The sequence below is a fragment of the Sporosarcina psychrophila genome (assembly GCF_001590685.1).
GTDB classification, from domain to species: domain Bacteria; phylum Bacillota; class Bacilli; order Bacillales_A; family Planococcaceae; genus Sporosarcina; species Sporosarcina psychrophila.
The window spans coordinates 3470936-3484805 of record NZ_CP014616.1; the positions used below are offsets into that span (position 1 = coordinate 3470936).

The 13870-nt window shown below is 38.4% G+C and carries 13 protein-coding genes, 1 tRNA gene and 2 pseudogenes; 4 read left to right on the plus strand and 12 right to left on the minus strand.

Translation table 11 applies throughout. The features are described 5' to 3' along the window. Positions 1-76: 76 nt before the first annotated feature. Positions 77-1015, minus strand: a complete 939-nt coding sequence (locus AZE41_RS16540) for a Gfo/Idh/MocA family protein (protein WP_067211716.1) — start codon at positions 1013-1015, stop codon at positions 77-79. A gap of 144 nt (positions 1016-1159) precedes the next feature. Here AZE41_RS16540 and AZE41_RS23090 point away from each other — a divergent pair, with 144 nt between their 5' ends. Further along, positions 1160-1303 (plus strand): hypothetical protein, encoded by a 144-nt coding sequence (locus AZE41_RS23090; protein WP_187045496.1) that lies wholly within the window; start codon positions 1160-1162, stop codon positions 1301-1303. Positions 1304-1495: 192 nt separating this feature from the next. On the opposite strand, the gene AZE41_RS16545 is transcribed toward AZE41_RS23090, so the two are convergent. Beyond that, entirely contained in the window at positions 1496-2341 is an 846-nt protein-coding gene (locus AZE41_RS16545; RefSeq protein WP_067214028.1) for a DNA-3-methyladenine glycosylase family protein, read from the minus strand. Between the two features lie 139 nt (positions 2342-2480). Here AZE41_RS16545 and AZE41_RS16550 point away from each other — a divergent pair. After that, a tRNA-Val gene (locus AZE41_RS16550) sits at positions 2481-2553 on the plus strand. A gap of 129 nt (positions 2554-2682) precedes the next feature. Here AZE41_RS16550 and AZE41_RS16555 read toward each other — a convergent pair. Beyond that, positions 2683-3006 (minus strand): tyrosine-type recombinase/integrase, encoded by a 324-nt coding sequence (locus AZE41_RS16555; protein ID WP_067211718.1) that lies wholly within the window; start codon positions 3004-3006, stop codon positions 2683-2685. A 35-nt stretch (positions 3007-3041) separates the two neighbouring features. Here AZE41_RS16555 and AZE41_RS16560 point away from each other — a divergent pair, with 35 nt between their 5' ends. Further along, positions 3042-3527, plus strand: a complete 486-nt coding sequence (locus AZE41_RS16560; RefSeq protein ID WP_067211720.1) for a helix-turn-helix domain-containing protein — start codon at positions 3042-3044, stop codon at positions 3525-3527. On the opposite strand, the gene AZE41_RS16565 is transcribed toward AZE41_RS16560, so the two are convergent. The 8 genes and pseudogenes from AZE41_RS16565 to AZE41_RS16600 form a co-directional block, all read right to left on the minus strand. Beyond that, a complete protein-coding gene (locus AZE41_RS16565; RefSeq protein ID WP_197485332.1) occupies positions 3528-5096 on the minus strand; it encodes a serine hydrolase domain-containing protein in 1569 nt (522 codons plus the stop codon). Positions 5097-5407: 311 nt separating this feature from the next. Next, positions 5408-5815: pseudogene (locus AZE41_RS16570) on the minus strand (ATP-binding cassette domain-containing protein); the annotation flags it as partial. A gap of 5 nt (positions 5816-5820) precedes the next feature. Continuing rightward, a pseudogene (locus AZE41_RS23345) lies at positions 5821-6302 on the minus strand (IS3-like element ISBsp3 family transposase); the annotation flags it as partial. Positions 6303-6715: 413 nt separating this feature from the next. Next, positions 6716-7705 (minus strand): S-layer homology domain-containing protein, encoded by a 990-nt coding sequence (locus tag AZE41_RS16580; protein WP_067211732.1) that lies wholly within the window; start codon positions 7703-7705, stop codon positions 6716-6718. A 180-nt stretch (positions 7706-7885) separates the two neighbouring features. Further along, positions 7886-8278 carry an RDD family protein gene (locus AZE41_RS16585; RefSeq protein ID WP_067211739.1) on the minus strand — a complete coding sequence of 131 codons (393 nt, stop codon included), beginning with the start codon at positions 8276-8278 and terminating at the stop codon, positions 7886-7888. A 239-nt stretch (positions 8279-8517) separates the two neighbouring features. Then, positions 8518-9201 (minus strand): YfjL-like protein, encoded by a 684-nt coding sequence (locus AZE41_RS16590; protein WP_067211742.1) that lies wholly within the window; start codon positions 9199-9201, stop codon positions 8518-8520. 2 nt (positions 9202-9203) lie between these two features. Beyond that, positions 9204-9752, minus strand: a complete 549-nt coding sequence (locus AZE41_RS16595; protein WP_067211744.1) for a zf-HC2 domain-containing protein — start codon at positions 9750-9752, stop codon at positions 9204-9206. Continuing rightward, positions 9749-10243 carry an RNA polymerase sigma factor gene (locus AZE41_RS16600; protein WP_067211747.1) on the minus strand — a complete coding sequence of 165 codons (495 nt, stop codon included), beginning with the start codon at positions 10241-10243 and terminating at the stop codon, positions 9749-9751. The genes AZE41_RS16595 and AZE41_RS16600 overlap by 4 nt, the downstream gene beginning before the upstream one ends. A gap of 568 nt (positions 10244-10811) precedes the next feature. Here AZE41_RS16600 and AZE41_RS16605 point away from each other — a divergent pair. Continuing rightward, on the plus strand, positions 10812-11042 hold the full coding sequence (locus AZE41_RS16605) for a helix-turn-helix domain-containing protein (RefSeq protein WP_067211750.1): 231 nt from the start codon (positions 10812-10814) through the stop codon (positions 11040-11042). A gap of 953 nt (positions 11043-11995) precedes the next feature. On the opposite strand, the gene AZE41_RS16610 is transcribed toward AZE41_RS16605, so the two are convergent. Continuing rightward, on the minus strand, positions 11996-13153 hold the full coding sequence (locus AZE41_RS16610) for an S-layer homology domain-containing protein (RefSeq protein WP_067211753.1): 1158 nt from the start codon (positions 13151-13153) through the stop codon (positions 11996-11998). Positions 13154-13870 lie beyond the last annotated feature (717 nt).

Genomic DNA, 13870 nt, shown 5'->3' on the forward strand with positions numbered 1-13870 from the left:
TTCCCTCCATCCCTTTATACCTTCAATCATAGTTAGAATTGTTGCGGGATGCAAAAGTTAGCACTTTATTCCTTTATCAGGTCAAAAGGTGATCAATCAATTTTTGTATTTCAAGTCCTTCATCAAATGACACAAGTAGCGCAGTTTCACCGTTAGCTGCCGCAATGCACTCATCCGTAAGCGTTTTCACTGTATCGAAGGAAGTCAATATCTCAAAAGGACTGTCTTTTTGTGCCATGCTAAGTTCCGACCAATTGCGCAGTTTCAGAACACCTTCATCTCCATATACTGTATAGGACAGTTCTTCTTGTTGACCGATTCCCGAAACACCATTCAAGAAGACCGGAATGTCATCCGCGGTTTTTCCGATTGTAAGGACACTCGTTTCCGCAAGCGTTTCATCTTCAGGATAAACGGTTTGGTGGGAAGTAATCGCAAGTTGACCAAACATCCTGTACATAAGTTGAAGGTAATGCGGGAATACTTCTCGTGTAAAGCCGCCTTGTTTTCGCGAAGCGATCCACGGATTTTGTTGCCATAAACGTGGCCAATGCGGGAAATAAGTTTGTAGTTCAATTCGAATGATTTGACCAATTTCACCTTCATTAACTAGTTTCATCATATGACGAACGGACGAACTATACATGAGCGGAAAATGCATTGCCGTTTGAATTTTACTGTTCTCTGCAGCCGAAGCCATAACTAATCCATCTGTCACATCGTGTGCAAGTGGTTTTTCACAAAGCACATTCAAGCCTTTTGAAATCGCTGCCGTACTCAGTGCAGCATGCGATATGGGTGGAGTTCCAATATAGATCCAGTCAGGTTTCATCGCCAAAACCTCCTCATAAGAGGATGCCGCAAATAATCCGTATGTATCCGCCATTTCAGAAAGTCGTTCATCATTTTCATCAAACAAGGCAATAATTGTTGCAGATTCGTTATTGCGTAATTGATTGATGATTCGCTCGCCAACAATACCTGTACCAACGAGGGCAAATGTAGTTTTCTTCATAGAAATAACCCCTTTTCACGAATAATTGTATGAAAGGAAAAAGGATAGGTCTAACGATTCCTTTTCACCCTTTGACGTTTTGTATTATAGCATTGAAGGGAATAGAATGTTCAAATAACAAAGAATTTAAAGGAGGAAATGGACATGACAACAACTGATACTTGGTGGGAAACGATCTTTGAAGGAAACCTTTCATTGGGGATTAATAAAGAACGTCTTGTAGAACTTGAAGAAGAAAATTTCCTTTATTTTGATGAAGAGAAGCAACTACAGGTGCCTACACACTGATAATTATTGTAACTAACTTGTCAACGATACCAATTTCCAACGGACCATAAAAACAGCTTTTCCATGAAATTAAAATGGGAAAGCTGTTTTTTATGTGTGTGAATGGTGAGTAGATCTTTTGAGTGTATGTTGTTTAGTTTTAGGCTAATGTTGTGCAGTTCTAGGCAAGCGTTGTTTAGTTTCCCATATACGTCACTCAATACTGTGCCACAGATAATGTGCTGCATAACTTAGGTACGGTGACCACTCTGGAAAACGGGCAAGCATTTCATCTTGCGTGGGCTTACGATCCATCTTCCACACCTGCTTCAATGCGTTTTGCAAACCAATATCCGCCAGTGGGAATAAATTTGGACGTCCGAGCCCAGACATTAGGAAACCTTGTGCAGTCCAAGGTCCTACACCACGGTAAGCAACAAGTTTTGAAGTTACTTCATCGTCATCCATTTTCCTGAACTGCTCAAGGTCAAGCGTCCCCTCTGCAATCGATTGCGACAAGCCAATGACATATTCAGCCTTACGCGTGCTAAACTGCAGGTCTCGAAGTACTGAGACGTCAAGCGACGCAATACGCTCAGGGGATGGATAACGCCAGACGTCATCGACCATCTCCCCAAATGATTCTACAAAACGTTGCGTCAACGTATGTGAGAACGACAAATTGAGTTGCTGGTGAATGATGCTTTTCATTAGTGTTCCATATAATGAAAAACTTTTAACAAGCGGGGTTCCTTCACACTCAAGAAATAGCGGCCCAAGATCTGTTCCCGCAAAATGTAACCCGATTGCATCCAACGGTTTATCAAAATGAAAGATTGATTTAACCGTTTCAATTTGACTATCATCAATTGCATTTCCCACTATAAATGCAGGTAGTTGTTTCGTGCCTGTACTTTGCAACGTGATATTATTTCCCTCTTCCATAGGGATGCGCACTATGCGGCTTTGCAAATCCACAGAATTCACCGGGTCCCCTGCCAACCGAATAATTGCCCGATCGAAATCATAGACATAAGGCAATGAAAATTGAACGTCGATAAGAAACACCCCCTTTTTTTACAGCATTCTAGTGTCTATTATACTCTTTTTTAAAAAACTTTTCCTAAAGGTGTTGACTTCTATTACAGACCCGCTATAATAATAAATGTGCAGTAAGCAGAAACACAATTTAATTCCCGGTTCCGTAGCTCAGCTGGGAGAGCACTACCTCGACAAGGTAGGGGTCGCTGGTTCGAGCCCAGTCGGGACCATTGGGTGCCAAACCCGAAGAAAACCTTTAGGAACAAAGGTTTTTCCATAAAAAAGACGTTCAGGCCTTGTGCTTGGAGGTCTTTTTTTCTACGGATTTTTACCTAATGTCCGCCATTTGTCCGCAGCTTTTATTGCAGGTCATCCGTATGTTTTCGAATCGCATTGTGGAAAATATCTGCAACGTCACTATGTGATTTAGGTAATAGATGGGCATAAAATTCTAACGTAATTTTGGGATTTGTATGTCCAAGTCGAGCCGCTATTTTAACAACGTCGACTCCTTCCGCTATCAAGATGGAAGCATGCGTGTGCCGCATATCATGAAAGCGGATCGCTGTCACTTTAGCCTCTTTTACAATGCGCTTCATGGCTCGGATTACATTTCGCGGATCTTGCATGGTTCCCGTATTCGTACAAATCACTAAGTCTTGATTTTGGTATAGGCCACCCACAAGTTCTTGCCATTCATCCTGAATTGGATAAAAAATTGGACATTGGACAACTCATTCGAACGGAATGGCTGAAGCAAAACATGAAGCAAGAGAATCTGGCAAATAATATTTGTTCTATTTCTCACTTGAGTAAAATCGAACATGGAGTGACAATGCCAAGTGATGCGGTTCTGCAACAGTTACTGCAAAGGTTGAATATATCGTTAGAAAGTGTAACTGCACACTCGTCTCCTGAACAATTTATACAGTTTCGCGAACATTTCCAAGATGTGATTAATCGGCGTGATAAGCCAGGAGCAGAGTCGCTTTGTGAGGAGATCCATAGCTATTTGAAGGCACATCCACTCTATGACTATCAATTCGACCTATCACTGATGGAAAACCGATTGCTACTCATGACTTCAGCTGATGTTATCGCTATCCAAAGCAACCTAGATATTTCAGCAACTATAAACTGTGAACCTTCACATAACCACCGCAATTGTGTGTATTATAATTTCGCAGCACACACTTATACCTAATTATTTCTTTTTTCCTTCAAAACTGTTGTATTCAACATCCTCCCATATTTCCTTCACCTCAATTAACTCGTAATTATCCTCAAAACGAATTTCAATGGAGTAATTATACAAATATTCCAGATGATCTATATATAAGATGAGTGTATTTTCATCTTTCCACTGTCTACTTACCGAAATTACCCCAAAGGTAGTTTGGCTAATTAAAGGGGTATCACCTAAAGCAATTGATAAATCCTCCTCAATGCCATCATGTAGCCATACTTTTAACGCAGCTTCATTTTTACCTTTAAATGATAGACGTAGCTCTTTCCACCCTAATTCATTGGAATCGAAGACATAGCTTTGCTCATCAATTTTTTTTATGTCCTTAGGGGGCATAGATTGTTTCTCTCTCTCATCCTTCACTCTATTTTCCAACTTTATCGACTCAAGTGAATTGTATTTTTCATTATTTGATGCAAGAGCCTCTTCTGATACAGCCGCATTCACAATGAACTTTACACTGTCTTTTAATTTATTGTTAGTTTCAGGTGCATCATATCCCGATGTAAATACTGCAACAATCTCTAAATCAGGGATAACATATATATATTGTCCGTATCCCCCCTGAGCAGAGTAAACATAATGACCCTCTATTTCATCAATAACCCACTGATAACCATAATGACTTCCTCTAAAATAAATAAATCGATCTTCTGATGACTTTTTGGTTGATTCTTCAATCCATTGCTCGGATATAAGTGTTTCCCCATCCCATTTACCTTCATTTAAATATAAAAAACCTATTTTCGCCATGTCACGTGGTGTCATTATTAGCCCATTGCCACCTACTGCGATATTATCTCTCTCTACAAATTCTCTATTTTGTATGTTAAGCGGTTCAAAAAGATATGTATCTGCGAACTCTACTGTTTTCATGCCTGACTTTTTCTGAAGGATTGCTGTCAATAAAAAAGAATCTCCAGAACTATAATGGTATTGAGTATCAGGTGAAACTCTCATTGGTTTATTTAAAAGAAATGACACTGGATCTTTCACTTCCCAAATCATTACATCATCGCTACCACTATCATTACTATTATCATACTCAAGTCCAGATCGCATGGACAACAAATCCTTAACAGTAATTTGATTTTTATCACTGTCTAGGTTCTGAATATCTTTCTCCGAGAAGATATCCACGACACGCTCTTCCAATTTGAGGATCCCCTGATCTACTGCAATGCCGATGAGAGCTGAGGTTATACTTTTAGTAGCTGAATAGATTCGCTGCTTTATTTCAGGTGTGTATCCCTCACTATATTTTTCAGCAACAATATAACCATTTCTAGTAAGGATTACACTATTAGTTCCAGTTGCTTTTTCATTGACCTCATTAAAAAAAACCATCAACTTTTCCGTGTCCATTCCTTGAGCTTCAGGAGTGGATTTCCTCCACTCGTTTGTTGGAAAGTATTTTTCTTGCGTAAAGTATACATCTTCCATGTTTTGATTTTCGACAACTACATTTTGTTTACATCCAGTTAAGATGAGGAAAACCACAGCGATTAACATAAACCTTTTCATCATATTGCCCCTCTCTCGTAGCATATCGTATTGTCAATACTTTTATAGCCAAAAGTTCATTATGTTCACTAGGTAGTGAATTTCAAAAAAGTGCCACAGTTCAATAGGAAGCCCCTCAAAAATGATGTTGTCAAAAAACAAAAATACAATCCATATTTCATTCAGCTTTATAGTCATTTGCGGGGAGTCTGACTCACTTTATCGATAATAATAGAAAAAATTGTTTTTTTCTTTCCAATTTTTTTAGAAACCTCTTTAAACGACCACCTGCTAAAGTGATGTGACTCCAAAAAGTTAAACTACGAATTTGGAAATTAAATTTTGGATAACTCAGGTATTAACTGTTGTTGAGCTGCAAGTTCCTTATACAGAGGATGTTTTTCAATTAACTCTACGTGTGTACCTGAGCCAGTAACTTGTCCATTTTCAATAACTATGATTTTATCTGAATTAAGAATTGTTGATAGTCGATGTGCAATTATTAGTGTTGCCCTACTTTCCATCAAATTATTTAATGCGTATTGAACAACAGCTTCTGACTTTGTATCAAGATTCGAAGTAGCTTCATCTAGTAATAAAATTTCTGGATCCCTAAGTAAAACGCGTGCTATACCAATCCTTTGACGTTGTCCACCGGAAAGTTTTATTCCCCTATCCCCTACTTGTGTATTATACTTATCCTTGAAATCCTCTATAAACTCATGGGCATACGCCATTTTGGAAACCACGCATCATAAACACATTTAAGTAAAAGGTAGTCTTGATAATCATTTTCCTCACGTATAGCATGGACCTCAGTTTTTTCGAGCCATGCATAGTAGCCACTTCTATGTACTTTTGCGACTTTACATAGGTGAGCTGTGCACCTCTTTAATTGAAATTTACGAATCACTTCATTAATCACCTGATATTTTTCCGCTGATGTTAGTATTATTTTTTCACCTACCTCTCTAGTTCCTCGAGCTTTTTTAACAATTCGACCTCGGCTTCAAGATATTTAATACGTGCTTCAGCTTTTTCAAGTTTTTTCTCAGGAGATAATCCTTCAGTTGATGGACGACCAGGACTTCCTTTTCCGCTCTGATTCTCTTTGACAGCTAATACTTTAAATTCAGGTTTATATTGGATAGAGCGATCTGAAACTGAGTTCACATTAGGATTCGCTTCTAATAATCTACGCTGGTGTTCATTAAAAAGTATTTTACTCATTGAAAACACTCCTGTCAGGATATTTATCTTCAGTATACCTAAGCTTTTAGACAGAAAAAAACCCAAATGGTGTCACTTTTTTAAAGTGTCTACCATTTGGGGTTCAGTTCAAAATAGGAACCGAGCTATTTTTAATTAAACCCACCAACAACTCTTGTGTTGCCACATACACTCTGCACATAACTCTTCATTCCAAATTCCCATGATTCCGACTGCTTCGCAGTGTGTCATAGGCATAGCATCATCATAAGCTAGAATTTCACAATTTCATCTTCGTTATAAATATAAAAACATGTTGTTAAATCTTCACTTTTCATGCCTATCTCATTGAGTCTCTTTTCATCTGTTGAGAAAAACAGTTCTACCTAATCTATTGTAATTGTTTTGTTCTTAGAATCTACAACATTACCTACTTAATTCTTTGAGACTTTTCTAATAAGCTCAAAATATGTGCCACCACCGGATATAATTAATGTATTTTCATCTTTTATGAAGAATGTAGAAACATGGCCTTTTGAATCTGAAACATTAATTTCTGTAATAGGTGCTTTGAGACCTAAAAGATCAAAAGGGATACGATGTTTTTCTACGAAATCACTTGCTGGAATAATCGTTTCGGTGTAAATTGGATTGGTAGCCACCTTTACTATATCTGAAGGTTTATCTCCAAAACAACTTGCTTTATTAGCTGTAAAAGTTAAACTTTTCCCTAATAAACTTTCTGCATCCTCACTACTATAAGTACCTACTCCATAAGCTTGAACTTGATTAATAATCCACTCACCATAGTACGACTCTGAAGCACGGCGAAAAGCCGGATTCATCGCTCTCGCAAGAAATGCAGATATATGTGCTCTAGATAGACCCTCATTCGGTTTAAATGTACCATCCGGATAGCCCGAGGTTATATTGGCTCCTGCTAACTTCCTGACAGCAACATATGAAGTTGATCCTTTAGGAGCATCTTTAAATTTTATATCTGCTTGATTGGTCAATTTAAAGGCATTTGCTATAAAGGCTGCCATATGACCTCTTGTTACTTGTTGTGTCGGTTTAAATGTACCGTCTGGATATCCATTAATAATTCCAGCCCTGACTGCTGAATTAATATAACCCGAAGAATGCCTACTCTCCGGTACGTCTTTAAACTTCGTTTTGGTTTTCTTTCCATCAAGTCCAATTGCCTTAGCAACCGTTATTGCAACTTCTTCTCGTGTGACTTTTTGATTAACCCCAAACTTTTCAGCAGGCTCAATAACCCCCTTTTCCAGTAGATACATAATTTCTGTGTAATTCGGATGGCTTTTAGGCACGTCTTTAAAACCAACATTGTTAGCCTTCGTCTGCGGAGCTAGTGAAAGCAATAATACGAATGTCAACAAAATAGATAATACTTTTCTCATGATAATCCTCCTAAATATATTTCCATAATTTATCGTAACATTAATAATTGGGTATGAACATAAAGTGTTCTGAATAATCCAACTTAAACTAATGGGTGCTTTAGTTTAACAATCGGGATTTCGATGTGAATTGAAATTCCTTAGGTGCCCTGCTCTTGTAAACCATCCTTTTACTTCATGTTAAACCTCTCTAACAACCGTACCCGAAACCTGGTCATGAGGAAGAATTGCCCCATCTTGTACTTCAAACGCTTGCCGATTTTTTAAGTAATCAAGCGTACTCAAAGTATCTCGATAAGCCAACCGTTTAATGATTTGATTAGATGTTAGTTCTGAGCCATCTTGATTTTCTAGGGTTAGTCCCATTGTTTTATAACCGATTGTCTGACCATATTTACGCAGCTGTGCATATTCCAATGACCACAAGACGACGAGAGTTGGTGTCACTAGAGCATGAAAAGCTTCATTTTTCACCTTTTTCCGCAAGAAATACTCAACACATGCTGTTACAGCCTTTGAAATTGCAAGGTCAATCAGAATCGCTTTTGTACGTTTTTTCGTAATGGACTTCATTAATATTCCCTCTTTTCTATTTTTTCTTAATGAAACATATACGAATGGAAACGAGAAGAGTTTCATAGATAAGTGGGAAATATCGTGTGGTATGTCTACCAAGGTCATGTAGCATACAACCTTGCTGGTTTATTTTTATTCAAGATCCTCAAAGGCTCTTTTTTATTGGTTTTGCTCCGAAGCGGAAAATCTTTCTTTCTCAACTATTCAAAATAAAACTGTAAAAAGTATCTTCATTTTTAATTCACATCATCTATCGTCAGTTCTTTTTTTGGCGTAAAACTCACATAATCATAAATTTCTTCCCCGTCTACAATGCTGTGGTATCCGACTTCAGCCATATAATAATCAATGGATTCGCCGTTCAGCTGCTGTTGGATCGCCTTGCTCTTCTGCAGCATTTGCTCTTTGGTCAAGTCGCCTTTTTCAATTTCCGTCATAATGAGCATGGGCTTTGGTGTTTTCAGCTGGGGCGTCCATTCCGCGACTTCGTTGCTGTATACTTCTACATCTGTGGACACTCCATTGATTTCTGGAACTCTATTCTGTAGAAGCGCTAGAATATATTGCTCCGCCTCTGCATTTAATTCTTTTGAGGCCGCTTTGTCGATTTTGGATACGTGGATTGTATCGCCAAGAATTTCGTACGGTTCGAAAGCGGAGACATCGAACATATAGGTGGTTTCAACTGCTATCGGTTCCTTTTCCACTACTTTAAAACGAAAAGTGCCATCGATCCATCCATACTCTGCCGACCGCTTGATCTCATAGTCCATGTCCGGATAAGTTTGTTCTAAAAACGCTTCCAGGCTCTCTTTTGCCCTGTTTTTCTCAATTGGATTTCCGCTCATTTGTATGTAAGCGAACACGACGGCGGCAATTAATAAAATTGCAATTACACTGTATATTATTTTCTTTTTCATGATTAATTTTCCTCCATTATTTTAAGAATGCAAAAGCCGATGACGATTCCGATAAATGTAAACAACAGGTGGACAATTAAGGAAAACAACGATAATTGAAGAGCTTCAGAAAAACTTTCAGCATAAACTTCGCCGAACCAATCTGTCATATATAGCAGACAATTCCAAATGAAGTTCGGTACACCAGCGAGCAATACAGCAACGAGAACCGAACGATAAAACAGGTAGGTGACGGTCCCTAAAATGGCATAGGTCAGGATAAAGGTCTTGTTGTCATTCATAATGGTGGTGCTCATTGCTAATATAAAGGCAATGGCCACAAAGAAAATCTGTATCGTTGTCAAACGCACGGTTATTTTCCGGATCATTTTTTTAGAAGAACTCCCCGGCTTTACTTGTACAGGCAGCGGAATTTGTGACTGTTCTGCGATATGGCGGCATTTTGGGCAGCTTTGCAGATGCTCTTCAACAAATCGTTTGGTTTCCTCCTGCAATAACTCTTCTTCATATAAAGGCAATAAATCTTGTACAATGGCACATTCTTTATTCATAAAGTCACCTCCATCGCTTTTTGAATTCTTAATTTCAACCGGTGAAAAGTTACGCGTGCGTAGTTTTCCGATTTACCGATCAACACGCCGATTTCTGCAAAACTCAGCTCGCCGTATATGCGCAGTAATACAATTTCCCTCGCAGCATCCTCCATTTTCGAGATATGGTGCAACAGCATTTTTGTATCTTCATTGACTTCCGTTAACTCTTCTATTGACTGTATTTCAGCTTCCGGAATTATTGCGAGCTTTTCCATTAAGCTCTGTTGATATTTATTTTTGCGGTAATACTTTTTTAATAAGTTGTTGGCAATTGAGAACATCCACGTCGACAAGGTGGAATGGCCATTAAAAGATGCAATATTTTTACACGCTTCATAAAAGGTATCGTGACAGAGATCCTGAGAGGTCGCCCGATTTCCTGTCTTGGCATAAAAAAACGCATATATTTTCGGTTGGATCTCTTCATATTCATCTTCAAGCTTATTCATGACGGCCCTCACTCTCACTGTTCTTAGTATTAATACCTTGACCGCAAATTCCGTTACAACTTTTCAAAAAATATATATAAATTTTCCAAGGCAAAATGATTCTTGTTGTTATTTTGCTTACATGATTTTAATATCCACGATTTGCTAAGCTTAACCGACAAAGGCAAGTATCGATAATGAAAATGAGGAGATTCTTTATCATTTATGAAGTACGCTGAAGGCGACCACCGCAAAAGAGACCGATTTTAAGCGGGAAATGACGAGGAAATACAAGGCTTTCGAACAACTCACTCGGAGTGAAATAAACAAGGAAGAATGCTAGGTATGTAATTTTTATAGGGTACTCATTCATTCTCGAATAATTTATTTGAAATTATTATTACTTTTATCTGTTACTATAAGAAAAGAAAAAAACCTTTGGTAAGTTCCTTCTCTACCTATAACTCCTGAAGTATTCTTTCTCTTAAGAGACTATTTTGAACATGGGTAATTGAAGTTAATAATCTTCTAACTCTGTCTTTTTCCGTTTTCAGATATCGTCTTTACGCTACACTCTCATGTATGGTGGATGATGATCGCCAACGAATCCGCACTGCACAACAAGAAGGAATTGCGATCGCTAAGCAACAAGGGATGTATCGGGGGGAAGAAAAAATATCATACAGCTGCTACCGGAAAAGATAAAGTTATTTATGAACGGGTCGTCCAACTACTTTCTGAAAATAAGAACATCGTAGATATACATCGTGAAGTTGGCATTTCGAGGAATACAATTTATACGATAAAAGCAGATTTATAATCTGTGGCATGATTTTAAAAATCAATCCAGGTAATTCAAAAGAGCATCCTTTCTAGGATGCTCGCATTAAACAATATACACTCTTGCCAATTCAACGGCTTCTATATTTATGATCCTAATAAATGACACCCTAGGAACCCATTCTCTTGTACGATCAATTTAGAGTGTCAGAACCTAAAAGTTATGGCACTCCCTTGATTATAAAAAATCCATTCGATGAGGTCGGGACTATTGATAGTACCTAAACCCTTGTCTGTCACTTTAGGAGTTATTTTGCATCTGTTTTAAGCGTTATCTTGCACTATAAGTAAATATAAAAAAAGCTCAATTTCTCAGCATTAAAATGAGAAATTGGGCTTTAATCGTTACTCCGAAAGCGCCCTCTAATGGAATAACTAAAACATGGTCTCAGTCTTTAAAATTAATTAATTCTTCTTTCACTAAAGCACCCGTTTGTTGAATAATAATTTCAGTTGAAAATGTCGAGTATTTCGTAGTTCCACTCCAATCCTATCTAGTTGACTCCTTCTAATCCTTTTAAAAACTCATAACCAATGTCTCTTTTAGAAAGTCCTTTTTTCTCCATTTCAATATACTCCAAAACTAAATCGGGATTACGAACAACACAATATGTTACAAATTCACCTGCACCACTCGCAGGAATATTTGTTATTACAAGTATCAAATTTGTAATTTAAATAAATTACTATAAAAACATGAAGAAGTATGAAAAAATTCGCCAAACGCGCAACTCACGCGCATTTGACGAATCAGGTTGCCATATTGTATGTGTTGGATAATGCAATATCCTCTCTCTCCAAATTCCAACTACGAGTTGCCCTTACTGAGTTAATCCAATATTCACCATACAATTAGTTGTTGTATCCGGTATTTTACAGTGGGATTATCAAGTATAAATGTAGTTGGGGGATTAATTTGGACATTTATCAATACTACATATCAGCCGGCCCTTGTTCTACCGATGTCGTCCCGTAGAACAAGCTGTCGGTCATTTCAAATGCTGTCACGCTGTACTGCACCTCTTCTCCATTCGCAAAGCGTACCGTTGCGATATACTCACCCGGATTTTCAATTATAATATGTGTAAAATTGTATTCTGTTTTTTCTATTTTTACATTATCAGAGATTTTTTCTCCGTCCGCCTTGGCAAGGGCTATATTTTGTACCGTTTTATATTTCGTATTGATCCATACCGCTGTCGGCAGTGATTCATTCGTCTTTTCTAATGTCAAACGCAGTTCGCTGCCCTCTTTTTTTACATGAACATAATATTTTTGATCCTTCCAGTCATGTTCTCTTGCTCTTCCCCCGATGACCATTCCGCCTTTCCCTTCTTTCACCGGGAATAATTGTACTTGGTCTTGCATTCCGTCTTTTTTCCCTTTGACTTTCACTGCTCGGAATATACCTGGATTCACTTCTCCCGCATTAATTGATTCGATTGTATCCCATCCTAATTCGCCCGCTTCTATCGTCACAGCATTTTTCATCATCACCTGCTCCGTCACCGCAAGCATTTTTGCGGCCTGCCCTCTCGTAATCGACTCGTTCGGACTGAATGTGGTAGGAGACGTACCTCCTGTAATGCCGAGCTTGTAAATAATAAGTACGTCATTCGTAATGCCGATTTCTCCTTTGAACGGATTTTTCACATCCGCATCACGAGGTAAATCAAATGCTTTCACAAGAATCGCAGCCATATTTTTACGCTTAATCGGCTCATTCGGTTTGAAACGACCGTCCGGATAACCGCTAATAATTCCTTCTTCCGCCATCTTCACAATTGCTTTATAAAATCCATGAGAGGCCGGTACATCTTTGAATTTCTGTCCTTTTACATCCGACGTATCCAGATCAATCATCTTCGCAATAATTGCCGCAGCCTGTCCCCGCGTAATCGAATTTCCCGGCTTAAACGTGCCGTCCGGATACCCCCCAATGATATTGCGCGCCGCCAATTCATTTACCGCTTCCGCAAAATGCTTTGACGATGGCACATCAGAAAACATTTGCTTACCGGCAGCGGCCTCTGACAACGAAAAACTGCACGCCAGTAAAAACGCAGTGACTGCTGCAAAAAACTTCTTCATTTTATCATCCTCCTAAACCCTATTCTCTCAATACAGCGTATAGACGAAAAATCTCGAATATAGTTTCAAAATATAAAGGATTATTTGGATCTAATCCGAATTTTTATTGACTTTATGTTGAGTATCAGCAAGATATAACGTTGTAAATCCGCATAATCCTGACTGTACCCCTAATTCTTTTTGAATTGTTGAAGGCGTATCTTTTCTTCTATATCCTCTGTAATCCGATTGACCATGAAGCCACACAGGTGATAGTGCTGCAAGAGAAATCCCTATAAAAAGAGATAGATTATAAGGTATTTCTCTAATGAATTCCGTATTTAATAGTACATAAAAAGTCAATGGATAGTGGATAGGTTACACTTAGTTGGACAATTAAGTGTAACCTATCCAAAGTTCCTTACAATGTAGCTATCCATTCTAAACGTAGGTGCTTCCTTTAAGCCTGTGAACTGGATACCGCCATAGTTCGGTATAGTGTATTTCAGAGGGTGCATTTTTACTCTACACCGTTCACCCCATCGCTGGATGGTACACAAGTTTCCTCATGTTCTAACTTTAGACCCTTACCTTCGGAAGTTCGTCAGTTCCTTTAATAGAAGAACTATTCTCACCATATCTAGTTTTTCAGCCGTCCGGCATATCCGTAAGCATACCTATTCCGTAGGAATGGCTTTAGCTGTGTTCTGCCGACTTCACCTGGCTTCATACCTTATA